Below are 23,188 nucleotides of genomic sequence, written 5' to 3'. Positions count from 1 at the left end.
TACCTTTTACAGGCAGGGGACTTTTGGCTGTAGCTTCATACCTTCAGCCAGCAGCTTTTTAAACAACGCACAAGCGATAGTGGAGAAAGTCATCCGGTGTTTCCGACTCCATGTTATAGGGTTCGAATCCATTTTTCAGCAACACTTTTTGCGAGGAGATGTTATTCGGTGTGGTTTTCGCACAGATCATTCTGACATTCAAGTGGGGAGCATGCCCCTCCAAAAAGAGCTTCAGTGCTTGTGAAGCCACTCCTTTTCCAGTGGTATCTTCCCCGACTCGATAGCCGAGATGTCCGATTCCTTCGTCTTTCTCGATGTCTACCAAATTCATTCTGCCCAAGATGTCACCCTGGCTGTTTTTGATGAGGCCAAAAAACGAGATACCTTGCTCCTGCTCGTCGAGCAAGGCTTGCAGACCCCGTAAAAAATGGTCATATTGGTAGTAAGCGTCTCCACGGCTGGGAACCGATTTTTCGAAAAAGGCGCGATTGCGCACTTCAAATTGAAACAAGCTGGCTGCATCTTGTTTGCTTAATTTTTCGACAGTAATCATCATGAGTACGTATCCTTTCTTGAATCGGGGTGGAATGAATTTGGCTGTTGCTTATTTGGAAGAAGGCACGTTTATCGCCTTTATTGCCTTTACGATATTTTTCTTTGTCGCTTACAAGCTCGATCAGATTTCGTTTGTTTCATTCATTGTGTCCTTGGCCGTCTCGGCTTGCGTTCACGCTGCCTTCTATTGGTTAATTGTAAAATATTGGCCGTTTTTTTAATAGCACAAGAATGGCGCAGGATGAACACCCGCGCCATTACGTTTATCTGCTCACAGCTTCGCTTCATAGGCCGCAAGCAATTGAGCTGCTTGCTTATTATACTGATTGACCAAGCCTTGAATGGCTTTTTGCCACTCGGCTTGTGGCAGCGGCACTCGCAGTTGATTGGCCGGCTTTCCATTCACGATCAGCGCTGTTGTAAGCATTTGCTGTTGTGCGTCACTGAGTGAAGTCGTCGTTAACACCTTTGGCTTGAGCACTTTTTTTCCTTTCAGGGAACGCATAAGCTCTGTCATCAAGATGTGCTGATACTCCGCGTACAAATTCATCGTCATGTAGTAGCTCATTCCCTCTCGCACTGGCACAATTCCCCGCTTCTGTGCCCACTCCAACACCTGTGGCGTCGTCATCGCTTGGCTTGTTTTGCCTGTCGCCATGAAATAAGCCACTCGGAACATATCCTCGTCACTCATAACAGAGCGGTTCTCATCTGCCTTGACGATTCCCTTGGACACCAGCTCAGCAAGTACCGCCTGCTTGCCTGCATCCTTCGGCAGATTTAAATAAAGCCCCAGATTGGCAAAAAAATGGCTCTCGCTGTTGCCGCCAGCTGGCCAGCTATACGGTTTGCCGAAATCGATCAGCTCAAGCGGGCGTGCTCGCATTGTATCTGAGTAGGCCGTAAATGATTGGAACGTGATCGGACTATAGGAGACCACAGGTTTTTTCGTCAGGAATCTTGTAGCAAACTGCTCTTGCCCACCTTGATCGAGAAAACCGAACTGGTCTTTGGTTGTGAATACATAAGGCGTCTGAACGTCTGCCTCACTCCACACTTGTGGGAATACTTTACTTGTTGGCAAAATCGCCTCATATTTGGCCGCTGTCAGCACCTTTCCTTCCAGCGACATAAGGCCGTACAATCCCGTCTTCTTGTCCTGGTAGGCAATGGCACCCGTCTTAAGATCATATAAGTGCATATACTTCATGGACTGATAATCGCCCGTGCTTAAGCGGAGCAACTGTGGTGAATAGACATCCCATCCTGTAGTTGACTGAATCAATACCCGATCAAAATAAGATTCCGTGTGAAAACCTTTCACGCTAGTAAGCTTGCTTACGAGCTGGTTCCCTTCTTGCGCCCATACATCCTGCGTGCCGTCCAACCGTGCTGTCATCACGATCTTTTGATTTTGTACTATCATTTGGTTTGCATCACGATACACAAAATCGCTCACGGCCTGGAGTTGCCTGTCATCGACCTTGATCATCGCCATTCCGACATTCCCCGCTCTCACACCCATCGTGTATACGGAATCAGCAACTTTGATCAAGGTAAGAGGCGGTCCGTCGTTGCCTGACTTCCACACCGCGACTTTGATCTCCGTAGTCAACAGCTTGCCATTAGGGGTATAAAGATCCGCCCAATCGTGATCCATTGCAACGATGACATTGGTATCGGAATCCATATAAACATATTGGTAGAGCTTGCTGATTGGTTGGTTCGTCTTGCGGTCCACAATCATCTCGCCTTTTCCCGGCTCATACTTTTTCGTCAAATCATCGGACAACGTATTGGGATTGACAGCTTCTATTGGTTTCCCACTGATGCTGTATCGCAGCACCCTTCCATCGGGCTCTGTCACCAGCACCTCCCCCGTTACTCCCTCGTGTCGAATGATTCGATTCTCAACTGGAGACAGGACCAAGCCTTCATCTTCAGAATAAAGTCCGATTTTGTTTCCGTCCTTAATGCTAAGCATGCTGTAGCTTCCCAAGGTCACATACGAGTCGAACCAAAAATCTGGCTCCTTGACTTCTTTATCCCAGCCTGGGAGGATCGCTTTTTTCCCATCGCTGCGGACGAGCAAACGCGCCGCTGGCGGACCTTCTACCCGCGGATACGCAAAGGGGATGACCGTCTCTCCCCCGACTTGGAGGACACCGTACAGATTCGTTTTCGGGTCCTGTCCCAACACGTAGCTGCCATGCAAGTACTGGGCTCCTTTTTTCAATGGATGCGACGTACCTTTAGACCTGGAATAATACGTGATGACATCTCCAGAAACCGTGTAGTACACATCAGGATTGTTATGCTCGAACCCGATTTCTTTGTAAATGGGCTCTGCCAGCATTCGTCCGTCTTTCCACAGCCCTTGTCCCTTGGGTCCGACCACCTGAAAGTATCCATTGTTCCAAATATAGAGCGCATTGTATTTCGGCTCGAGTACGTACTTGCCATTGCGATCAATCAAGCCTTCTTTTCCACCGGATCGCACCTTGAGATATGCAGTGTCAGGACCGCCTTCGTTTGGAATCAGTTCTGCTTTTGGCAGTGCAAACAGCTTTTTGCCGGAAGCAGGATCGTACATGATGAGCTCTTTGGGAGTAGTCGCGACGAAATAACGCTTTTTCTCCGCCTCTTTATTTTCCGTCTGATCAATAGCAACGAGTTGTACCATCGTCAGCTTGCCTGCAACTGGCGGAATCAGCACCTTTCCATCTACATGGATCACCATCGATGATTTTCCTGAGAACATAATCGCTGTCCCCTGCTCATTGGATAAATAATACGGATGCGCCCCAGCAAACTTCATGGTCGACAGCTTGTGCGTCTTCAAATCGATATATTGGAACCAGCCGCCTTTTTGAACAATCGCGATATTTTTGGACTCCGGAATGTCAATATAATCCCAAATCGCAGGAGTTATTTCTTTCCCTGTCCGCGCGTCGAGAATTCCTTTTTTACCTCCCTTTGTTACGATCATGTTTTTGGAAGATCGCTCAAAATCATCATAAATGGCCTGTGTGACCAGCTTGTTACCGTCCGTAAAACCGATCTTGTAGTCTGTTGTATACGGCTGAATCTGGGAAAACGTAGCCGCATGGACAGAAGAAGTCCACGCACTTGCCCCGAGTATGACCGCGGTAACCAGACTCGCGGTTTTTGTTTTTATGTTCATTGGTGATTGGCCTCCCTTGTCAAACATTCCCTTCCTTTGACGCTTCGTAGGGCGAAATAGTTTCGTTGCACTTTTTCAAACAACTGGAACCTTTTCTTTCCCTCCACTCGCTTTTAAGCGTGCTATAATTGTTCACACCGACGCAGTATAATCATCGTATACGGATGGGAGTGCTGAAAAGAGCACTTGGAAAGGATGTTCCCATGAATTTCTTTGCTGCCGCCTTGCAAAAGCCGGATGTAAGACGATTTGGGATTTTGGCGTTGTTTTGTTTGTTGCTTTACTCCTTGGGAAGTATGCTGAACATGGTATTGCTTACCTTTTTAGTTACCTATTTAATGAATCGGCTGCATCAATACCTCACGCGTCTCACACACAAAGTCGTGCCGATCCATCCCAAGCTGATTCTCATTTTTCTCTATATGTTGCTGACATTCTTTCTCGTAGTGGGTGGGATGAAAGCCATTCCGGCTCTGATTCACCAAACCGGACAATTGTTCCATTCCATCGAGGAAGTGTACCACCAAAATCAGAACAATGAGTTTGCCCCCTATCTTATGTCTGTTGTTGGGAAGCTAGATATGAAGGGCATCGTTCAAGGCAGCCTTGATTTTCTCGCAGTGGTCAGAAACGTTGGGTTCAATGTCTTTCTGGCGATTATTTTGAGCCTGTTTTTCCTGCTCGGCAAAGACAATGTCGTTACATTTACCGCTCAATTTCGTACGAGCAAATTATCCTGGTTATACAACGAGATCGCCTACTTCAGTCAAAAATTCATCCTGACCTTTGGCAAAGTAATCGAAACACAGTTGTTGATCGCCTTATTCAATACGACCTTCACCGTCATCGGTCTATGGATCATGGGCTTTCCAAATCTATTGGGACTCGCGATCATGGTCTTCATACTGGGACTCATTCCGGTTGCAGGTGTCGCCATTTCATTGATTCCGCTCAGTGCCATCGCCTTCAGTGTCGGTGGTATCGCAACCGTCGTCTATTTGCTCATTTTCATCATGGTGATTCACGCGCTGGAAGCCTATGTGTTGAATCCTCGCTTAATGGCAACGAAGACTCACTTGCCGATTTTCTACACATTTATCGTTCTGATCTTTTCCGAGCATTTCTTTGGAGTATGGGGACTGATTGTTGGAATTCCGTCCTTTGTTTTCTTGCTCGACATCTTGGAAGTGAAGAAAATGGAACAACCCCCTACCAAAAATAAATCCGTTCCAAAGGATGTACGAGAAGTACAAGTCAACACGTAACATGATGGACATAGAGAAGGAGCCCCTCGTGAGAAGGGCTCCTTTTTGCCTTTACTTGCCTTCAAACCATTTGATCAAAGCTTGCGTGCCGCTATCTGCCTCGCCGTTTGCTGCCAGTTCTTCATAAAGCGATTTGGAGAGTGCGAGTCCTGGTGTCATCAGCCCCATTTCCTCCGCTGCTTCCAAAGCGATTCCCATGTCCTTGATAAAATGTTTGACGTAAAAGCCAGGGGCAAAGTTGCCCGCGATCATGCGCGGCGCCAGATTCGACAGCGACCAGCTGCCTGCCGCACCCGCCCCAATGCTCGTCAGCACTTTCTCTGGGTCCAGACCTGCTTTTTTCGCATACGCGATCGCTTCACATACACCGATCATGTTCGTCGCAATGCAAATCTGGTTGCACATTTTCGTATGCTGACCTGCACCTGGTCCACCCTGCAACACGACGTTTGTCCCCATGATTGTAAACACAGGCTCCATCGCATCAAATACTTCCTGATCGCCACCAACCATGATGGTCAGTCGCGCTTCACGTGCGCCCACATCTCCACCGGAGACAGGCGCATCCAAGGAATGCAGCTCGTGCTTTTTGGCTTCCTCATAAATATGTTTCGCCAGCGACGGCTTTGATGTCGTCATATCGATCAAATAAGTGCCCGGCTTCGCATTTGCCACAATTCCATCTGCGCCGAGATACACTTCCTCGACATCAGATGGGTAGCCGACCATAGTGATGATGACGTTTGCCTCTTTTGCCAGCTCACTGACATGTTCCTTCCAAATCGCGCCGGCTGCCAGCAAATCTGCCGCTTTTTCCTTTGTCCGCGTGTACACCAGAACTGTATATCCTGCTTGCAGAAAATGGTTTGCCATGCTTTTCCCCATGACACCCGTTCCTACAAATCCAATGATTCTTTCACTTACAGGTAAAGCCATGTGAACCACTCCTTCGTTTCTCTCTTTCCTATTATCTCGACAATTGTACTTCTCGAATCTATCCGAATATTCCTGCTACGCGTCTTCTGTGTTTCCATGAAAAAAGGGACATATGTCCTTTTTTTTCGCGCGCAAATGTCTTTTACTAGAGAGAGTATAACCTGCAAGCAAACGAGCAGGAGGCTTGATACATGAAAGAACTTCACGACCGCACCCTTTTACATACGCTGGTGCAAAATAGTCCCTTGCCCGATATTTTTGATGCTGCTACTCTCCATGAAATGCGCCTGTATCAGGCTGAGAAGGGTGATATCCTCTGTTTGAAGGGCGATCAGCTTCAGCACATGTACTTCATTCTGAAGGGAAAAATCAAACCTGCTGTATCCTGTTGAAAATCGCTTTGCCAGCTATTTGCTCTCCACATTGTCCAGCGATACAGGGTCGACGGCTTCCGAGGAGCTAAAGACGGCGAAGCTAACAGAGGTTGCCGATCTGTTGGGTACGAGCTATCGGCATTTGAACAATCTTTGCGCAGCATCCGTGATCGAACGCAAAAAAAGCGCACTAATTATCAAGGATCGAGAAAAAATCAGTGAGCTTGCAAGCGGAAACATCTATGAGTAATCAACCACATAGGAGGTCTTATTGTGCAAGGCATTCTCTTTTCGTTACTCGCTGGCGTTTTTATTTGTCTGCAAAGCGTGTTCAATGCACAAGCCAGTACAAAGCTCGGATTGTGGCAAACCAATGCAATTGTTCATGCCGTAGGCTTTCTTGTATCGTTCTCGATCTTTCTTTACGTTCGTGATGGCGATTGGAAAAGCATCGGGGAAGTGAACAAGTTGTATTTGCTTGGGGGCGTTTTCGGGGCAGTGATCGTTTTTAGTGTGATGAAAGGCATTACGTCCATCGGGCCAGCTTATGCCGTATCGATTCTGCTCATTTCACAATTGCTCGTCGCTCTGCTCATTGATTCTCTCGGCCTGTTCGGTGTGCAGAAGGTCCCCATTACCTTGAACAAGATCATCGGAATCGGCATCATGATCGCAGGCGTAGTCGTTTTCAAACTCAAATAAAGGAGGAGGGCATTATCGCCCTCCCCTACAGAATCAATCGCTCCGGATTCAGCCCCAGCAACGCCTCATGTACAAACCTTCCGTCTTTTCGAATGAGTACATCGTCAAACCAGATTTCGCCGCCACCGTATTCCGGACGCTGAATGCAGATCAGGTCCCAATGAATCGCGCTACGGTTGCCGTTATCTGCCTGATCATAGGCACGACCCGGTGTGAGATGGAAGCTGCCAGCGATTTTTTCATCAAACAAAGTATCCCCCATCGGGTGCAAAATGTATGGGTTAAACGCAATGGCGAATTCACCGATGTAGCGTGCCCCCTCGTCCGTGTCCAATATTTCTATGAGCTTGTCTGTATGGTTCGCGTACGCCTCGACAATCTTTCCCTCCCGAAAAGTAAACCGGACGTTTTCAAACGTTGTTCCTTTGAAGTTGCTGGGCGTATTGTAGCTGATCGTCCCATGAATCGAATCGCGCACGGGAGAGGTATACACTTCGCCATCGGGAATGTTTCGTTTGCCTACCGCTGTCCGCGTCCCAATCCCTTTGATTGAAAACGTCAGGTCTGTCCCTGGTCCGACGATGCGCACCTTGTCCGTTTTGTCCATGAGGTCGTACAACGGCTGGCACGCTTCGGCCATTTTCCGATAATCGAGTGAACATACGTTGAAATAAAAATCTTCAAATGCATCTGTCGTCATGTTGGCCTTTTGAGCAAGGGCCGAGGTCGGGTAGTTAATTCGCAGTCCTGTAATTTGATTGTCGACATGATGGAAAATGGAATCATACGCTTCTGCGTACAGACGGTATTTCTCCTGCGGAACATCTTTCATCTCACTGTCATTTGTCTCGCCATGAATGCCGATATAGCCCTGTATGCCAAACCACAGGTCCTTTTCAAACTGAACGGTCTGGGCAAGCTGCTCTTCGGTTAGCCCTTTCAACCATTCCCTTTGGACCTTTGGCCGTACAAAACGCAGGTGAGGATACGCTCCCTTCGCATACAGGCGCTTCACCAACTCCATTGCCAGCGCTTCTCCTTCATCCACGACCATGATCATAATATGCTGCTTAGCTTGCACATCCAGGCTGTACGAAATTAAGTTGTCGGCTATTTTGCCTAGTCTTTCATCTCTCATCTGACACGCGTCCTTTCCAGATTATCATTACCCTTTCAGCATAGCGTGCGTTTGTCAGAGGAATATCATCGGAAAAATCTTGATCCCACTGTTGTGGTCGGGAGAAGCTGCGTAGAAGAAGCGAATTTCCAGTCCAAGCGCCTCTGGAGCCCAACCTAGCTTCGGAATAAATGGCGGGGAATTTAAGCTTCACTTATGAAATTCTTCCTCGAAACTTCTACGTTTGAAGCGCTCCCGCCATTTATTCCGGAGCGGACAGTCATACCCCTTGCTGGGCGTAGGCCGAAGCGTCGACTGGAAATTCGCTTCTTCCTCCCACTCAAGTCACTTATAAACGAAAAAGCGATGCTAATGCACCGCTTTTCGATCATTCACTTTCCTAACCGCTTGTGCTGGACATCCTCCACACGCTGACTGATCCTCGCAAGTACAAAGGAAATGATGACCGAGAATATCACAATGCCGTAAAATCCGGCACCGATCCCTATACCAATCCCTCCAGCGAAAAAGATCATGGCTGCGGAGGTCAATCCTTTTACTTTCAAACCGTCCTTCAAGATGACGCCTGCTCCCAAAAAGCCAAGACCTGTGACAATCTGCGCAGCCAAGCGCATCGGGTCCATCATCGTTCCGTTGCCAGGCGCACTGTACAGCTTTGTGCTGTAAATAGAAACGAGTGTGATGAGCGTGCAGGCTACAGACACGTACATGTACGTTTTCAGCCCGGCAGGCTTGTTTCTGTGCGAGCGATCCCACCCGATGAACAAACCGAGAATCGCGCTCACCACTACCCGCACATACATTTCCAAGTCATACTGCACATACAACCATTGAAGAGTCTCCATCCTCGTCACCTTCTTATTGCGATAGAGACATGATATGTGCAGACCCGAAAAATAGACCGACTTTTTCTAAAGCTTACTCCCTTTCAATCTTCACTTCTGGCCCGACAAAGACTTCAAACAACCGCTCCCAAGGAAGCTTGATCTTCCTATCCGTTAGTGCGACGATTTCGCCTTCAAACGTATTCTTGCCTCTCTTTCCGATAACCAGTGATTGATTGGCAAAGTAGTTTTCGTACCATTCTTCCACATGTGGTGTCAGTGCATCCCTCACAAAATCATTGACTTCATCGTAGTCATCTCCGAGATTCCATTCATTTCCGTTTAACTCTTTTACGAGGTTGCGTGCTTCTGCCATGACTTCATTTCGGTAATGATGGTCATTTACAAACGAAGACAAGAGCAGATTGATATGGGTCTCTGCCGCATCTACTGTTAAGGGCACACCGAACTGATTTCCTTTTTCCAAAAAGGCTGATCGTTGCAACGCCTGTCCCAACGCGCTTCCCATATTATTTCCCGCTGTTCCCCATGCCGTGTACGCGAACAGTTCCGGTAGCTTTACTTCTTCTTGTAGTCGCTCGATTAGCTCAGGGTCAGCTTTGTTTGTAATTGTAACGTCTGTAACCACGACCTGCTTTCCTTCCTCCAGAAGTTCATTAATTTCTTCGACGAACTCATCCAGGTCTTCGCGTCTCTCTGCGTTGCTCTGTCCTTTTTTCTTCGGTGAATGGATCATTAATACGATATCTGCATCGTCTTCATCCCCAACTGGTTTGCCGCCTGCTGCGATGATATGCTTCTCGACATTTACATCAAAGGTCGTGTCTTCAAACGGCGCCGTCCACTCACTGCCTTCTATGCCCGAATACTCGACTGCGACTTTGGGATGGATGCGCAGTTCGTTCAAGGCGAATCTACTCACCAACACGGTCCCTACTTCGTCCGCCCCAGGGAAAATCGCTACACGATCCTCTACATCCAACTCCTTTGCTTTTTTGACCAAGGTCTCCCGCTCTGCCCGGTGAAGACCATGGGGAGCAGCATCGTCCTGAGCCAGCACTAAATAATCGATAGTCCCATCCTCTACCCAGTCGATCAACAAGGAGTTAATCTTATGATTCCGCTCGCGGGCGTTCAGATAATCTTCCAGCACAGCCTCGGGAATCTCCCTCTCCAACTGATCGAGTCGATCCTCTTTTTCCGTCATACCGAGGTTGTGCACCTCATCGTATAAAATCGCCCATTCTCTGATTTGTTCATAGTATTTCAATGTTTCAGGATCAGTCGCCGTCACCGCCAAGCGTTGAATCGTATCAAAGACGTAAATTGGCTTTTTGGAATGTTTGTCTCTCAGTCTCTTAATGGCTTCGATATTCGACAGGGCATCTTCATAGGACTGTTGATCAGTACGGGACGCAACCAGCCCGCCATATGCCAGCATACTGACAGAGATGACCGAGCCGTCCACTTTGCTTGCTTGTTTGATCAGCCAATCGCCAATTTCTTCTCCATCGCCCGGAGTCATAAAGTGACCGAGCATATCTTCATCCGGCATAATTGCCTCCACCCCGCCTGCTCGTGCTGACATTTGCGGAAAATACGTATTGACCGGGCGATCATCGAGGGGGACAAGAGCGACTTTGGCAATTGGCTTTGGTGGCGCTTTTTTCGCCGTAACTGTACTCGTCTGCGTAAATGGAATCATGCCTGTTACTAGTGCTGCCATAGCCAGTGTCGAAATGACAACGCGCAACTTTTTCATAGACCCAATCTCCTTTCAAAATGAAAAGGTTTAATCGAGGACGGCATTCGCTAGACGCAATTGTTCCTGTAATTTTGCCACGTGAATCAAACGTGGAGTGGTCTTGTCGTGAAACGCGATGGCCGCTGCTGTACCTGCTGCTTGCCCCGTAGCCATACAGCTTGGAGTAAGCCTGGTCGTAGCCAGCGCTTCATGTGTCGTAGAGATACAGCGCCCCGCCGCAAGCAAGTTGTCGATGGACTCAGGGATCAGGCATCGATACGGAATGTCATAAGCGCCCTCCCCTTCAATATCTGCTGCCACTACGCCTTTGCCAGAAGGATCGTGAATGTCAATCGGATAGCCGCTTCGTGCGATGACATCCGGAAAACGTCTGCCCGCGACTACATCTTCGATCGTCAAGCTGTACTCTCCGACGATTCTGCGTGTCTCACGGATTCCAATTTGCGTTCCGACTGCGGAGACGGATGCCTTCGCGAAACCGGGAACTTTATTTTTTAAAAATTCAGACATCAACAACACCTGACGTCTCCCTTCTTCCTCCGCTTCTGTCAAATCCTCGACATTCGTTCCATCCAACCCCTGCACCCGCGTGCAATTGATCAGAACTTCATCGCTCTCGGGCCCTGTAAAAAACAGGACTTGATCCCGATTAATCGGAACACCTGACTTCTTCCAATGCGTATAAAAGCCTTGGACACCCGTCAGTGGAATGGACGGCAACTGTGCAAACGGCGTCTTGTGATAAAACTCATCTGGATGGTCAAGCATATACTGCTTCACCTGCTCCAGATCGACTCCACGCATGCGAAACTTCATGGTCATCGGCTGTGTCAGCCCATCAGTCTCTCGCCCTTTACTCGTTGGCGCTCCTGATAAATAAGCAATATCTGCATCTCCTGTCGCATCGACGAATACCTTGGCCTTGATCTCGTATTTGCCCGATTTGCTGGTAAGCGTAACCGAAGTAATCTCTGTCCCTTCTACCTTCACCTGATCGACAAAGCTGTGGACAAACAGCTTGACGCCCGCTTCCTTGAGCATTTCCACAGCGACCAGCTTGTAAATTTCCGGATGATACGGCGTGACAGTGCTCACGAATCCCACCGTATCCTGCAAATGTCCAGGGGATCCCCCCTTTTCTTGCAAGCGGTCGACGATTTCCTGTGCAATTCCTTTGATGACTTGCTCGCCTTTCTCCGTATGAAACGTCATCCACGGATAAACGAGCGCAATCGTCGACATCCCTCCGAGAAAGCCGTACCGCTCGATCAGGATCGTTTTGGCTCCCAACCGGCCGCTTGCGAGAGCGGCACTGATTCCTGCGGGTCCCCCCCCTACCACGACCACATCTGCTTCTACTACTCGATTCATTTGCACTCACTCCTTGTTGGACTTCCTTTCTATCCATGCTTCCTCTAGTCTTTTAGGCCCGTCATCGATACGCCCTCGATAAACTGCTTTTGGGCGAAAAAGAACACGATCAAAAGCGGCAAGGTTGCCATGACGGACGCACTCATCAGATGATGCCAAGCTGTCCCTACCTCATCGGTAAACAAGGACAAAGCGAGAGGCAGCGTCATCAGCTCTCTGTCGTTGATGAAAATGAGCGGATCGTAAAACTCGTTCCAGCTCGTCAAAAACGTAAAAATCGTCAGCGTCGCGATGGCTGGTTTCGCCAGTGGCAGCATGATGCTCCAATAAATCCGCCAACGCGAGCAGCCATCAATCATCGCCGCTTCCTCCAGTTCCTTTGGAATCCCGAGGAAAAACTGGCGCATGACGAACACGCCAAAAATTCCACCTGCCCCGAAAATGGGAAGCACAATCAGCGGCACATGTGTATTGATAAACCCTAGCATGCGCATAAACAAAAACATCGGAATCGACGTCACTTCATGCGGGATCATCATCGTCGACAGTAGCACCAGAAAGACGATATTGCGTCCGCGAAACGGGATTCGGGCAAACGCATAGCCCGCAATCGAGGCAAATAAAACCGTTCCAACGGTGACCAGAATCGCAATGTACAGGCTGTTCCAATAGAACAAATGAAACGGCGTATTCGCCAAAACCTCCGTATAATTCTCCAAGCGGATCGATGAAGGGATAAATTCTGGCGGAAAGACGAATATTTGGGCCGGCTCTTTTAACGATGTAGAAAGCATCCACAAAAAAGGCACCAGCATCAGTAGGGAGATCGCCCCTAACGCGACATAGTGACCGCCGATCCCCAATAACTTGCCCGCTTGTAATCCGTGTCGATTACTCTTCATGGAACACCCACCTTTTTCTAAACTGCCACTGCAAGAGCGTAAACACTAAAATGATAAAGAACAGCACAAAAGCAAGTGCAGACGCATAGCCAAATTCAAAGTTTTTGAAAGCACGCTCCCATATGTAATAGACGAGCACCTTTGTACTGTTATCCGGACCACCCTGGGTCATGACGTAAATCTGCCCAAACACCTTGAGCGAGCCGATAATCGTCAATAACGTGGTTAAAAAAACTGTAGGACTAATCATCGGGATTGTAATCTGAAACAATTGACGCGTCCGACTGGCTCCATCAATGCGTGCCGCCTCGTATAAGTGAACAGGAACCTGCTGTAAGGCAGCGATGAACAGTACCATGTTCAAGCCTACATTTTTCAGGACACTCGTCACGATCACCACTGGCATCGCCAGCTTTGGGTTGTACAGCCATGAGGGGCCTGTAATCCCAAACATCTGCAAGATCTGATTGATAAACCCTGTGTCTGTCGCAAACAAATACTTCCACACAATCGCCCATACGATCAGCGATGTCATGACTGGCACAAAAATGGCCGTGCGGAAAATCCCGATCCCCGGCAGCTTGCGCACGAGCAGTAAAGCCAACCCCAACGCCAACACGATGTTTAAGGGGACCAGTCCAGCCGAGAACGCAAATGTATTGCCCACGACCGTCCAAAATTCGGCATCCTGAAAGATCGCTCTGTAATTTTCCAGCCCAATAAATTCGGCTTCCCCCAGTAATGGCCAATCCGTAAAGCTCATGTACAGCGCGAGCAAAAGCGGGCCAAGCAACAGCACCACAAACCCGATGACCATCGGGCTAACAAACAGCCATCCTGTCAGATTCGCTTCCTGGTTGAAGGATTTTTTCCTTATGCCACTTGTTCTCTTGTCAGGAGAGAGCGGGACATTCAACTTGCTCTCCATACGATCCCTCCTTAGTTGTCTATCGCGTTCCGCAATGCATGGATAGAACGGCGCATTTCATCCTCGGTCCTCCCGATCGCCATCGCTCCAGCTAACAAGACACGGACTCCCGTATCCCGCAGAGCCTCTATATCTTCCGCCACAATTTTTCGCTGTGTCGGGACGATGATGGGTATGCCTGCCTTTTCTACAATGTTGCGATAGGTGAGTAGGTCGGCAAACGTAAGCCTCGTGCCATACTCACTCCCCGGAATAATCGACGCCTCCAACGCGGTCATGGAATAATGCTTTACGGCTTCCAATCGGGACAAATCAAACTGATCATCGATGGCAAACGTACTCGCCACCCCTTCGATTTTCAAAAGGGACGCAGGCAAATGATGACCATAGATGGATATGAAATCGATTCCCAGCAAATCGAACTGCTTGATTTCCTCGGGATTGAGCTCCTCCATTGACCCGCCCGGAACAATGCCAATCGGCCCTGCGAACTGGCTGCGTATCGTTTGGAGAAAGTCCGTATATTCAGCCAGAGGACCGAACCGGTTGCCACTGGCACGATGGTACACATTGATGTGCATCTTCAAGCCATCTGCGCCTTCCTCCATCGCTGCTCTGGCCAAGGTCTCATCGTTTTGCGGGAGACTGACCATGAGCAGAAACGGCTTCTCTTCCAGTGCCTGTCGAAATCGATTCATCGTAACCTCCTTCTCAAGTCACAACGGCCTGTATCCCAGACCGTTGTGTCGAGCTTACTTTTTCATGATCGGATTGACTTTCTCTTCCAGCGACTTCACGATCTGTGCAGGCTCTGCCGTTTGACCGAATAATTGATCAAAACCAGCCAGTATCGTCGTGTCGATTTTTTGCCAGTCCACATGGCCAGGTTGTAGGTGTGCCTTAGGCATTTCATCGATAACGGCCTGCTTGATGTGTGCAGGGTCAGGATTGCCTGGTACATTCAAAAACGGATCAGAATTCAGCACAGACAAGCGTGGCGGTACAAAGTAAGTCGAGGTTTCCTGGACACCCTGCTCACTTGCGAGGAACTTGAGGAACAGCTTCGTCTCCTCCAAGTGCTTCGTTCCTTTGAAAATCGAATACCCTGCCTGACCGAGCATCGGTGCCGAGCCTTGTGAACCCGCTGGCATCGGAGCAATGTCCCACTTGAAGTCCTTGATCGTCCGTGCTTTCGAAACGTAGCTGTATACATCAAAGAACATGCCAATTTTGCCTGATTCAAAGCTGACCTGCTCTCCCGCCTTCGGATGCGACCCATCTGTAAACATCATCCGTTGGAGCATGCTGAGTGTCTCCACCCCGTATTGGTCATTCCACGTAAACTGATTCATTTCTTTGTTGAACGGGCCGCTGCCATTTGACCATGAATAGGAAGACAAGATGATCCACGTTTTCCAATCACGGAAAAAGTTGACCCCGTAAATCTTGCTCGCCCCGCTTCCACTCGAGATCGCTTGCGCCGACTTTTCGAATTCCTCCCACGTCCATTTTCCTTCCTTCGCTAGGTCGTTCGGCGATTTCAAGCCTGCCTTGTCAAACAAGTCTTTGTTGTAGAACATCACAGTAGGCGGGGTAGAAAACGGCAGTCCGTACAATTTGTCGTCCTTTTGGAACAGCTCAAGCGTCGACGGAATAAAGTCGTCCAGCTTAAATGCAGCATCGTTCTTTATATCCGAGACATCTTCCAATATCCCATTCTCCATAAACTGCGGCACCATTCGCTCAGACACCCAACCGATGTCAGGCAGCTCCTGACCAGCAGCCAGCACGGTCACCTTTTGCTGATAATCTGGGAACGGCACTGATTCCAGCTTCACCTTGATCGTCGGGTTTTGTTGCGTAAATTTTTCAGAGAGCTTTGTATACAAGTCCAGGTGGGCTTGGTTGCCCCATGTCAAAAGCGTAAGCTCGACTGCTTCTTTCTTGCCCGCTGCGGAATCACCGGGAGTCGTCGCGGTGTTGCTGCAACCAAATGTAAACGCTGTCAAAGCAGTAGATAATGCCAACAGGATTGCCTTTTTCATGGCGTACCTCCTTATCTGTTTTCCCTGTCATCAGTATAAAATTGAGTGAATAGTAAGATAAATCATGCAGGATTTAGATTTGGTATGAGATTTAAAGATCTTTACTGCCTATGAGATCGCGGTAGCTCCCGGGTGTCATCCCGACTTCCTTTTTAAATACCAGCATGAAATGCTTCGCGCTCTGATACCCGACTAAGCGGGCGATATCATACACCTTCAGGCTCGTCTCATGTAAAAGCTGCTTGGCGCGGTTCATCCTCACCTGCGTGATGTAGTCAGAGACATTTTCCCCCGTCTCAGTCTTAAACAATTGACTCAAATAGATCGGATTCAAATGAACAGACTCCGCCAGCGTCTGGAGCCTCAGATCACCGTCCAAATGATCGTGAATGAATACTTTTACCTTGCGAATAATTTGTCTTTCTTTTCTATAGTTGCCCTCGACACTGATTTCTTCTTCCCGGATTTTCTTTTTGCGATCCAGCACCTGCCTTATTTTTGCGAGCGTGCTCACCAGCTCTAATCGATCAATGGGCTTCAAAAGATAGTCGAAGACTTTGTATTTCAATGCTTTCTGTGCGTAATGAAAATCACCATAGCCACTAATAATCACGATAGGCAGTTCCTCGTACATCTCCCGAATTTTCCCGATCAGCGCCAAGCCGTCGACCTCCCGCATGCGGATATCTGTCACAATCAAATCCGGCATTTCCGTACGCAGATAATGCAGGGCTTCTTTTCCATTTTCCGCTTCTGCCATGACGGCAAAACCAGATGTTCCTTTTTCAATTAACGCCCTCAAGCCTTCCCGAATCATTCGTTCATCTTCTACCAGCAGTACTTTGTACATGGCGGGATTCTCCCTTCTGAAAATCAAGTGGAATCTTCATCGTAATTTCCGTACCTTGATCCGGTCTGCTCACAATCGCCAGCCCGTACTCATCCCCGAACAATAAGGTCAGCCGATGGGAAATGTTTCGCAATGCTGTCCCATTATGTGCGTTTTCTGTCATCTCATACTGCTGCACCGGCGTACGCAGACTTGCGAGCAGACGACTCAAAGTTTGCTCAGACATTCCCTTGCCATTATCCCTTACGCTGATTTGCATGACACCCTCCTGACAAAGCCCCGTGAGCCATATCGTCCCTCCCTGTTCCTGATGCTCAATCCCGTGTGCAATTGCGTTTTCAAGTAATGGCTGTAGCAGCAGCTTCGGAATACGCTGATCCGACAAGCTCTCTTCCACGTCCATATACACCTGAAGGCGCTCTCCGAGGCGAATCCTTTGAATACGAACGTAGGATTCTAACGACATCAACTCTTGCGTCAGCGGAACGTGGCCATCCTCTTGAGCGACCGTATAGCGCATGAGTTTTCCGAGCGAGGAAACCATGTCGGACACATCGTAATTACCCGAGCGGATCGCCATCATATTGATCGATTCGAGTGTGTTGTAAATAAAATGCGGATTGATCTGGCTCTGCAAGGCTGCCAGCTCCGCCTCCCGCTCACGCAAGCTGCTGAGATACACCTCATTGACAAGGCGGTTGATTTCTTCGACCATCTGATTAAATTGCTCGCTCAGCTTCCCGATCTCGTCTTGGGAATCGACAGGAACACGTTCATGGAAGTTTCCTCGCTTTACTTGCAGCATCTTTTCTTTCAATTGGACGAGTGGCTTGCTGAGCGAATAGGAAAAATAAATCGCGAGTCCGCCAGCGACGAGTAAAAACATCGCCGCAATCAGCATCGTAAAACTGCGCAAGCTATTGGATTCTGCGAGCAGGATATCGAGTGGTATGAGACTAATCACTACAAGCCCCGTCTCTCTCGATTGATGATCCACGAAGAGATATCGCTGTCCCTGAATCATCATTTGATTCGCATCCCCACGATTGATCCCGTCCGTTTCTTGCAGCAATGTACGATAGCCCGGCGAACCCTCACTCTCCCTCTTTTCATAAAATAGCTCGTTTCCCTCGTTGACGATGATCAAGCTCCCATCCTTGGTAAAAGGCATATCGGATAGTATCTGGTCAAACATGTCCATTTTCATATCGATTTTCATGATTCCTAGCGGTACTTTCGTATACGGCTCACGCAATAACCGAGCCACTGACACATAGTGCTCACCTGAAGCATCCAAATAATAGCTGGGCCGATGCTGTGGAATAATGACAGCTCCCCCCTGTTCCTTGATCACGCGCGAATACCATCCCTCTTCTGCCATATCTCCCTTGCTCTTCATGACGGAAGGATCCAGATTGGAAAAAATCATGCCATTCCCCGCAATGATTTGGATGCCTTTCACTTCCGGTCGGCTATAGGAAAGACTGGAGATATACAGCGTCATCTTCTCCCTTTTTTCCATGGAGAGAAAAGAAGTAGCCGACGTATTTGTCTGAATTTCTTTTAAAATGGACAGGACTTCTGGATCGTAGAGCGGCATGAGTGATAAACGCTTCATCTCCCGTATGTTGCGCTCCAGGTTGCGATTGATCTGACCCACAATCTGCCTCGTGTATTCAGCCGTCCTTATTTCCGTTGAAGCCGAAAACTTATTGTACGTGATGATTCCCTGCAAACTTAACGGGATTGCGATCAAACAGAGAAAAAGCGTGAGTATCTTCGCTCGTAGCGTTCCGTGCAAAAAAAGCATCGAGATTTTCCTTTTCATGATGGCTCCTTTTTACTTGTTTGAATAATCAGTATTTTTTTATCAAAAAAATCCGTCAGGTCAAAATCCTGACGGTCTGTTCCTCAGTTTTTCCTACTATTAAAACAGAAAAACGGACGCCTGTTAACCGCCCGCTTGTAGCTTGTTCAACTATTCCAATGTTTTAAAGTAGAATACGGTATCATGCAGGCTACGAATAATCTGACATCCCTTTATTAAGGTCGATATCCGTACATACTGAAAACAAACAGCAAGCATAGATAGATAATCGCTGCGGGTACAATGGTAAGAGAAATGAGAAACCGTTTCTTCACACCGTTGGCATTTCGAAACAGCCAAAAGTAGATGAACAGCAGGATGAGAAGAAATGGGACAAAATAAAAGCCGAGCATGAGTCCCACCCAATCCGAGTTGGTTTCCCAGAACTTCTCTGGCACGGGCACCCGATGATATTCACTATATATCTCTTCTTTACGAGAGATAAATAGGTAAGATAGCACGAGATAATAACCGAATATAACGAATTTCAGCCAAGGCTTGATCTGTTTCGCGGCGAGTGTTATGGAAAAAACGATTCCCAAAATAAACCATAATGCCATGTATTCCATCTGGATCCCTCCTATGAAGGATTATAGGGACCCGTTCTGCTGGAGATAAGTACCAACTTTTTTTGGTACCTCAACCTCACGGGATTACAAGAGTCGACAAAATTTGGAATCCTTCCTATAATAGACTTGTCAAACAACACGGTATGCGGGTATCTTTGCATATAGAAAGCTCACTACCTGTAGGAGATGGTCACGATAACGTACGCTCTTTCGTTTTTACTGTCGTTTTGTATCGTTATGGTGCTGATTCCGCCTCTGGCTAAATTGGCATTTCGCCTTGATTTTGTGGACAAGCCACGTAAAGACGTGGAAAGAAAAATTCACCGGGAGCCTATCCCATTGACCGCCAGCTACGCTATTTTTGTCGGCTTTGCTGCATCGTTCTTGCTCTTCTCGAAAGAATCGACTGGGCAAACGATTGCTGTTCTGTCAGGCTCACTACTGCTGCTGATTATCGGTACCATTGATGACTGGTACAAAACGCAAGGCAAAGATTTTTCCGCCCTGCCCAAGCTGATCGTCCAAATATCAGCCGCCGTGATTGTCTACTTGTCGGGTATTACTTTTTCCGGCTTTTACAATCCATTGAGTGGCGAATACATACTGCTCCCGCAATGGTTGCAGTTCATCCTGACCATCCTGTGGATTTTCGGAGTAACGACGGTCATCAATTTTTCGGATGGCATGGACGGCTTGGCTGGAGGGCTTTCTGCGATCTCCGCAGGCACTCTCTTCGTAGTCGCTTTGGTAAAAGGACAAAGCACATCTGCGATTATGGCCATCAGTCTGATCGGTGTTGCCCTGGCTTATCTGCGGTACAACAAGCCGCCGGCCAAAATTTTCATGGGAGATGCAGGCGCGACCTTCCTCGGCTTTATCTTGGCGGTTATCGCGTTGGATGGTGCTTTTAAGCAGGCAACTGTTCTCTCCTTGTTCATTCCGATTTTAGCACTTGGTGTGCCGATTTTTGATAATCTGTTTGTGGTGACCAAGCGCTTCCTGCAAGGAAAGCCAATCTACCAAGCAGATGCCAGTCAGGTTCATTATCGCCTGCTGCGTTCTGGACTCAATCCAAAACAAGTCGTCACCTTCCTGTGCTTGATCAGTGTTTGCTTTAGTCTGACGTCTATTATCCTGCTCCTGCTCGGAGTATAGTTATTATCGGTCAGAACGAAAAATGCCGCTTGGGTCTAATCCCTGCGGCATTTTTTTATGAGTGATCATGCGAAGTCTCTCTTCGCTGTCGTGGTCGTCTGAAACGTCTGGAAGCCTGTCCGTTCGTACAACGCTATCGCGGGTTCGTTGTGAGTACCTGTGACGAGATACGGCTGCAAGCCCTTTTCCAGCGTCTGGTTCACAAAAAAGCGGACAAGCTCTTTGCCGTAGCCTTTGCCTTGATGCACGGGATCTACGAATACATCGTAGACTTCGCCATGTCCTGTGATGATCAAGGAGCCTACGAATACTCCCTCATGCTCGAACAAATAAATGTCCTCCCTCATCTCACCCAGCAGCCAGCTTTTCCATGCGTTCATCGTTTTCTCAGGATAATCGGCCAAACGGTATGGCTGAAGATCGATGCCTTTGCGCACCTCATAGTAAGCGTCACTCTGCGATTGGATGTACATATCCATATCGGACTCGGTGAATTTTCGTACGTCGAGTGTCGGTGCAGGTCCGATCTCTCCCGTGTATTTCATGAGATGATGTCCCCAGATAGAAGCAAAGCCTCTCTTGGCAAAAAAATCAGCACCCTGCCCGTGATCTACCCGATAGGTAGCCATGACTGCCCTCGGCTTCTCTGCGTGCTGTTGCAGTTCCAGCCACAGCTGATCGAACAGCCGGGAGCCGATTCCTCGCTTTCGATGGTCTGGTCGTGTATAGACATATATTTCTGCTGTCCCGTCTTCTCCAGAGGAGTTCAAATCATATGTGCCACAGCCGATGATTTGATCGTTTTCCTCCCAGATGTAAACCGTAGCTTTTTCCACGATATCAACAATCTCTTCGGTCCTCCAAAACATACCCTCGCCAATCATCGTCACGATTGTCTCTTTGTCATTGGATTGTGCTTGTCGTATCATCTACGCACTCCTCCTCTCTCTCTCCCGCTAGCTCTGTTGGACGGTTGCTGCTTCTGCGGCTTTTTCCAACTTCTTGCGATGTTGCAGGCAAGCCTCGCACCTTCTGCTTTTTCGCCCGAAAGCCGTGTAGTATTTGCTTTTTTTGCAAGACCGGCACGTAATGTACAACGAGCTCGACAAATTGTAGTTCTCTTCTGGCGTGTTTTCTTTCAAGTGTACGGTCTTGTTATATTTGATCAGCAAATGAGCTGTGTGGATAGCATCGACCAAGGCCGAGTGCAGCCTGCCCTCCTGGATGATTCCTGCCGTGTCGATCGCTTCTTTCAGACTCATCTGTTTGCGATCAGCCAAAAGCAGGCTAATTGGCGGCTGGATGTCATTGTAATTGCGCATCCAGTTGAAGTCCAAACCGAACCGCGCACAATGCTCGATCATCAGCCGCTTGTCGTCTTGCCCCCATGTGCACAGGTAGTATTCAGAATCGTTGCCAATCCACTTCAGAAATTCTGCGAATGCCTGGCGAAACGGGATAAAGGTTGGCATGTTCTCTTTATCGAGACCGATGAACTTACGCGTTCTCTCTGAGATTCGGCGCTCAATGGCTGGAAAGGTATAGCGCTGAAATGTATCGACCTCCACGCCATTTTTTCCGGGTACGACTTTTGCCGCTCCGATCTCAATAATTTCCGGAATCTTGTCTCTCTGATAAGTCAGTGTCGTTTCAAGGTCAAAAACAATGATCTGCAAGCGTAATCACATCCTGTATGTATTGTCTCTATTATGGCTTGTATCGGGTATAGAAAGCAAAACAAAGACAAAGCGGCTGCCCGATTGAAATGAAAAAGGATAGGAACCCATCGGATTCCTACCCTTGTTTATCTGTTTCGCTTGATGGTAACTCAATCTGCTGTGCGTACACTTATCGCTTGCTCATAAATGGCTTTTGCAACACGGGCGATGGTAAGCTCTGCGGCTTCTGTGTCAGTCACATCGCGTGATAAGGCAGTGATCGCAATCATCCCTTTTTCTTCGGGCAAATAAATGATGCCAGCATCATTGACGACTGCATTGACGGTCCCTGTCTTATGTGCGACCTTTGTTCCTTCTGGCAACAAGTACGGTAGACGGCTGTTGTAATGCTGACGTCGCATGATGTCTAGCATCAGCTCGCAGGAGGATTCCGTGAGAATTTCTTTTCGCGCAATCATAATAAGCAGGCGGTTCAGCTCGGCTGGTGTCGCAACGTTATTGTCACGGGTAGGCATCGATACATCGTGGAGCAATTCATAATTGCCTGACTCCTCCCGTCGCATGAACTCATCGAACCCCGCCTGCGAAGGTGCAGGCTCATTCATACCTACACAGTGGTTGAGGAGCTCCCAGCAATTATGCCGCAAATGAATCTGCGAAAGACCCAGCTCATGCATGTGCTCATTCACCTTGTCGATGCCGCCGATCAGCTCGAGGATTTGGTCCGTCGCATAGTTATCGCTGACAATCGTCATTAGTGTCGCCAAGTCTTTGACCGTTAAGGCTGCTCCGGCATCCAGCTCTTGCAAAATGCCTGACCCCGGCACGCGATCCTCCCATTTCAGTGTCACACGCTGGTCGAGACGGATTCGTCCTGCTTCCACCTCGCGCATCATGGTGACCATGATCGGAATTTTGAATGCACTCGCCAGCTGAAACAGCTCTTCATCCAGATGCCCTGCCGTCTCTCCTGTTTCCAAATGCATAGCTGCGATTCCAAAAATACCGGGTGCTTCCTTTAACACGTTTTCTACTGCTTGCTGCCATGTCATGAAAAT

The 23,188-nt window shown here is 48.3% G+C and carries 23 protein-coding genes; 6 read left to right on the top strand and 17 right to left on the bottom strand.

The window, feature by feature from the left end:
- Positions 1 to 58: 58 nt before the first annotated feature.
- The gene (locus ODZ53_RS17650) at positions 59 to 556 is read right to left on the bottom strand and encodes a GNAT family N-acetyltransferase (RefSeq protein WP_372678752.1); all 498 of its coding nucleotides are present in this window, start codon (positions 554 to 556) and stop codon (positions 59 to 61) included.
- On the opposite strand from ODZ53_RS17650, the gene ODZ53_RS17645 reads away from it, so the two are divergent.
- Positions 555 to 776, top strand: coding sequence for a hypothetical protein (locus tag ODZ53_RS17645; RefSeq protein WP_253901792.1), 222 nt, complete (start codon positions 555 to 557; stop codon positions 774 to 776). The two genes, ODZ53_RS17650 and ODZ53_RS17645, sit on opposite strands and share 2 nt — an antisense overlap.
- 50 nt (positions 777 to 826) lie before the next feature.
- Here ODZ53_RS17645 and ODZ53_RS17640 read toward each other — a convergent pair whose 3' ends face one another.
- Positions 827 to 3,739: a WG repeat-containing protein gene (locus ODZ53_RS17640; RefSeq protein ID WP_372678749.1), complete on the bottom strand. Its 2,913-nt coding sequence runs from the start codon at positions 3,737 to 3,739 to the stop codon at positions 827 to 829.
- Positions 3,740 to 3,942: 203 nt separating this feature from the next.
- Between ODZ53_RS17640 and ODZ53_RS17635 the strand changes: the two genes are divergently transcribed.
- The gene (locus ODZ53_RS17635; RefSeq protein WP_372678747.1) at positions 3,943 to 5,004 is read left to right on the top strand and encodes an AI-2E family transporter; all 1,062 of its coding nucleotides are present in this window, start codon (positions 3,943 to 3,945) and stop codon (positions 5,002 to 5,004) included.
- Between the two features lie 51 nt (positions 5,005 to 5,055).
- Here the strand turns inward: ODZ53_RS17635 and ODZ53_RS17630 are convergent, their stop codons facing one another.
- The gene (locus tag ODZ53_RS17630) at positions 5,056 to 5,940 is read right to left on the bottom strand and encodes an NAD(P)-dependent oxidoreductase (protein WP_015892849.1); all 885 of its coding nucleotides are present in this window, start codon (positions 5,938 to 5,940) and stop codon (positions 5,056 to 5,058) included.
- Positions 5,941 to 6,131: 191 nt separating this feature from the next.
- Here ODZ53_RS17630 and ODZ53_RS17625 point away from each other — a divergent pair, with 191 nt between their 5' ends.
- Genes ODZ53_RS17625 through ODZ53_RS17615 form a run of 3 tightly spaced genes read left to right on the top strand, consistent with a single transcriptional unit; the run spans position 6,132 to position 7,016 of the window.
- On the top strand, positions 6,132 to 6,332 hold the full coding sequence (locus tag ODZ53_RS17625; protein WP_372678745.1) for a hypothetical protein: 201 nt from the start codon (positions 6,132 to 6,134) through the stop codon (positions 6,330 to 6,332).
- A gap of 31 nt (positions 6,333 to 6,363) precedes the next feature.
- Positions 6,364 to 6,564 (top strand): hypothetical protein, encoded by a 201-nt coding sequence (locus ODZ53_RS17620; RefSeq protein ID WP_372678743.1) that lies wholly within the window; start codon positions 6,364 to 6,366, stop codon positions 6,562 to 6,564.
- A 23-nt stretch (positions 6,565 to 6,587) separates the two neighbouring features.
- Positions 6,588 to 7,016: a DMT family transporter gene (locus tag ODZ53_RS17615; protein ID WP_372678741.1), complete on the top strand. Its 429-nt coding sequence runs from the start codon at positions 6,588 to 6,590 to the stop codon at positions 7,014 to 7,016.
- Between the two features lie 25 nt (positions 7,017 to 7,041).
- On the opposite strand, the gene ODZ53_RS17610 is transcribed toward ODZ53_RS17615, so the two are convergent.
- The 11 genes from ODZ53_RS17610 to ODZ53_RS17560 all read right to left on the bottom strand — a co-directional run bounded on the left by ODZ53_RS17610 (position 7,042) and on the right by ODZ53_RS17560 (position 19,296).
- A complete protein-coding gene (locus ODZ53_RS17610) occupies positions 7,042 to 8,154 on the bottom strand; it encodes an aminopeptidase (RefSeq protein WP_372678739.1) in 1,113 nt (370 codons plus the stop codon).
- 371 nt (positions 8,155 to 8,525) lie between these two features.
- Positions 8,526 to 8,999: an MgtC/SapB family protein gene (locus ODZ53_RS17605; RefSeq protein ID WP_016740341.1), complete on the bottom strand. Its 474-nt coding sequence runs from the start codon at positions 8,997 to 8,999 to the stop codon at positions 8,526 to 8,528.
- A 73-nt stretch (positions 9,000 to 9,072) separates the two neighbouring features.
- Positions 9,073 to 10,761, bottom strand: a complete 1,689-nt coding sequence (locus ODZ53_RS17600; protein WP_372678737.1) for a DUF4127 family protein — start codon at positions 10,759 to 10,761, stop codon at positions 9,073 to 9,075.
- A 30-nt stretch (positions 10,762 to 10,791) separates the two neighbouring features.
- On the bottom strand, positions 10,792 to 12,135 hold the full coding sequence (locus ODZ53_RS17595) for an FAD-dependent oxidoreductase (protein WP_372678735.1): 1,344 nt from the start codon (positions 12,133 to 12,135) through the stop codon (positions 10,792 to 10,794).
- Between the two features lie 44 nt (positions 12,136 to 12,179).
- Positions 12,180 to 13,037: a carbohydrate ABC transporter permease gene (locus ODZ53_RS17590; protein WP_106839882.1), complete on the bottom strand. Its 858-nt coding sequence runs from the start codon at positions 13,035 to 13,037 to the stop codon at positions 12,180 to 12,182.
- Positions 13,027 to 13,965: a carbohydrate ABC transporter permease gene (locus ODZ53_RS17585; protein WP_199929799.1), complete on the bottom strand. Its 939-nt coding sequence runs from the start codon at positions 13,963 to 13,965 to the stop codon at positions 13,027 to 13,029. Before ODZ53_RS17585 ends, ODZ53_RS17590 begins: the two co-directional genes overlap by 11 nt.
- Before the next feature lie 11 nt (positions 13,966 to 13,976).
- Positions 13,977 to 14,663 (bottom strand): hypothetical protein, encoded by a 687-nt coding sequence (locus ODZ53_RS17580; protein ID WP_372678732.1) that lies wholly within the window; start codon positions 14,661 to 14,663, stop codon positions 13,977 to 13,979.
- A gap of 54 nt (positions 14,664 to 14,717) precedes the next feature.
- The gene (locus ODZ53_RS17575; protein ID WP_372678730.1) at positions 14,718 to 16,010 is read right to left on the bottom strand and encodes an ABC transporter substrate-binding protein; all 1,293 of its coding nucleotides are present in this window, start codon (positions 16,008 to 16,010) and stop codon (positions 14,718 to 14,720) included.
- Between the two features lie 91 nt (positions 16,011 to 16,101).
- A complete protein-coding gene (locus ODZ53_RS17570; RefSeq protein ID WP_372678728.1) occupies positions 16,102 to 16,860 on the bottom strand; it encodes a response regulator transcription factor in 759 nt (252 codons plus the stop codon).
- Positions 16,832 to 18,688: a cache domain-containing sensor histidine kinase gene (locus ODZ53_RS17565; protein ID WP_372678726.1), complete on the bottom strand. Its 1,857-nt coding sequence runs from the start codon at positions 18,686 to 18,688 to the stop codon at positions 16,832 to 16,834. Before ODZ53_RS17565 ends, ODZ53_RS17570 begins: the two co-directional genes overlap by 29 nt.
- Positions 18,689 to 18,903: 215 nt before the next feature.
- Positions 18,904 to 19,296 (bottom strand): hypothetical protein, encoded by a 393-nt coding sequence (locus tag ODZ53_RS17560; RefSeq protein ID WP_199929794.1) that lies wholly within the window; start codon positions 19,294 to 19,296, stop codon positions 18,904 to 18,906.
- A gap of 186 nt (positions 19,297 to 19,482) precedes the next feature.
- Between ODZ53_RS17560 and ODZ53_RS17555 the strand changes: the two genes are divergently transcribed.
- The gene (locus tag ODZ53_RS17555; RefSeq protein ID WP_015892855.1) at positions 19,483 to 20,451 is read left to right on the top strand and encodes an MraY family glycosyltransferase; all 969 of its coding nucleotides are present in this window, start codon (positions 19,483 to 19,485) and stop codon (positions 20,449 to 20,451) included.
- Positions 20,452 to 20,516: 65 nt separating this feature from the next.
- Here ODZ53_RS17555 and ODZ53_RS17550 read toward each other — a convergent pair whose 3' ends face one another.
- The 3 genes from ODZ53_RS17550 to ODZ53_RS17540 all read right to left on the bottom strand — a co-directional run bounded on the left by ODZ53_RS17550 (position 20,517) and on the right by ODZ53_RS17540 (position 23,182).
- The gene (locus ODZ53_RS17550; protein ID WP_372678723.1) at positions 20,517 to 21,380 is read right to left on the bottom strand and encodes a GNAT family N-acetyltransferase; all 864 of its coding nucleotides are present in this window, start codon (positions 21,378 to 21,380) and stop codon (positions 20,517 to 20,519) included.
- A 27-nt stretch (positions 21,381 to 21,407) separates the two neighbouring features.
- A complete protein-coding gene (locus tag ODZ53_RS17545) occupies positions 21,408 to 22,127 on the bottom strand; it encodes a 3'-5' exonuclease (protein ID WP_372678721.1) in 720 nt (239 codons plus the stop codon).
- A 152-nt stretch (positions 22,128 to 22,279) separates the two neighbouring features.
- Positions 22,280 to 23,182 carry a serine hydrolase gene (locus tag ODZ53_RS17540; protein ID WP_372678719.1) on the bottom strand — a complete coding sequence of 301 codons (903 nt, stop codon included), beginning with the start codon at positions 23,180 to 23,182 and terminating at the stop codon, positions 22,280 to 22,282.
- Between the last annotated feature and the right edge of the window lie 6 nt (positions 23,183 to 23,188).

This window comes from Brevibacillus sp. BD137, assembly GCF_041644655.1.
Classification (GTDB): domain Bacteria; phylum Bacillota; class Bacilli; order Brevibacillales; family Brevibacillaceae; genus Brevibacillus; species Brevibacillus brevis_D.
This window is presented reverse-complemented; position numbering and strand designations above follow the sequence as displayed.

Coding starts and splice junctions, on each gene's coding strand:
- ODZ53_RS17640 (WP_372678749.1), bottom strand. CDS start 3,739: ATGAACATAAAAACAAAAACCGCGAGTCTGGTTACCGCGGTCATACTC.
- ODZ53_RS17570 (WP_372678728.1), bottom strand. CDS start 16,860: ATGTACAAAGTACTGCTGGTAGAAGATGAACGAATGATTCGGGAAGGC.
- ODZ53_RS17650 (WP_372678752.1), bottom strand. CDS start 556: ATGATGATTACTGTCGAAAAATTAAGCAAACAAGATGCAGCCAGCTTG.
- ODZ53_RS17585 (WP_199929799.1), bottom strand. CDS start 13,965: ATGGAGAGCAAGTTGAATGTCCCGCTCTCTCCTGACAAGAGAACAAGT.
- ODZ53_RS17610 (WP_372678739.1), bottom strand. CDS start 8,154: ATGAGAGATGAAAGACTAGGCAAAATAGCCGACAACTTAATTTCGTAC.
- ODZ53_RS17595 (WP_372678735.1), bottom strand. CDS start 12,135: ATGAATCGAGTAGTAGAAGCAGATGTGGTCGTGGTAGGGGGGGGACCC.
- ODZ53_RS17560 (WP_199929794.1), bottom strand. CDS start 19,296: ATGGAATACATGGCATTATGGTTTATTTTGGGAATCGTTTTTTCCATA.
- ODZ53_RS17565 (WP_372678726.1), bottom strand. CDS start 18,688: ATGAAAAGGAAAATCTCGATGCTTTTTTTGCACGGAACGCTACGAGCG.
- ODZ53_RS17580 (WP_372678732.1), bottom strand. CDS start 14,663: ATGAATCGATTTCGACAGGCACTGGAAGAGAAGCCGTTTCTGCTCATG.
- ODZ53_RS17625 (WP_372678745.1), top strand. CDS start 6,132: ATGAAAGAACTTCACGACCGCACCCTTTTACATACGCTGGTGCAAAAT.
- ODZ53_RS17600 (WP_372678737.1), bottom strand. CDS start 10,761: ATGAAAAAGTTGCGCGTTGTCATTTCGACACTGGCTATGGCAGCACTA.
- ODZ53_RS17645 (WP_253901792.1), top strand. CDS start 555: ATGAGTACGTATCCTTTCTTGAATCGGGGTGGAATGAATTTGGCTGTT.
- ODZ53_RS17630 (WP_015892849.1), bottom strand. CDS start 5,940: ATGGCTTTACCTGTAAGTGAAAGAATCATTGGATTTGTAGGAACGGGT.
- ODZ53_RS17590 (WP_106839882.1), bottom strand. CDS start 13,037: ATGAAGAGTAATCGACACGGATTACAAGCGGGCAAGTTATTGGGGATC.
- ODZ53_RS17555 (WP_015892855.1), top strand. CDS start 19,483: ATGGTCACGATAACGTACGCTCTTTCGTTTTTACTGTCGTTTTGTATC.
- ODZ53_RS17540 (WP_372678719.1), bottom strand. CDS start 23,182: ATGACATGGCAGCAAGCAGTAGAAAACGTGTTAAAGGAAGCACCCGGT.
- ODZ53_RS17575 (WP_372678730.1), bottom strand. CDS start 16,010: ATGAAAAAGGCAATCCTGTTGGCATTATCTACTGCTTTGACAGCGTTT.
- ODZ53_RS17635 (WP_372678747.1), top strand. CDS start 3,943: ATGAATTTCTTTGCTGCCGCCTTGCAAAAGCCGGATGTAAGACGATTT.
- ODZ53_RS17550 (WP_372678723.1), bottom strand. CDS start 21,380: ATGATACGACAAGCACAATCCAATGACAAAGAGACAATCGTGACGATG.
- ODZ53_RS17605 (WP_016740341.1), bottom strand. CDS start 8,999: ATGGAGACTCTTCAATGGTTGTATGTGCAGTATGACTTGGAAATGTAT.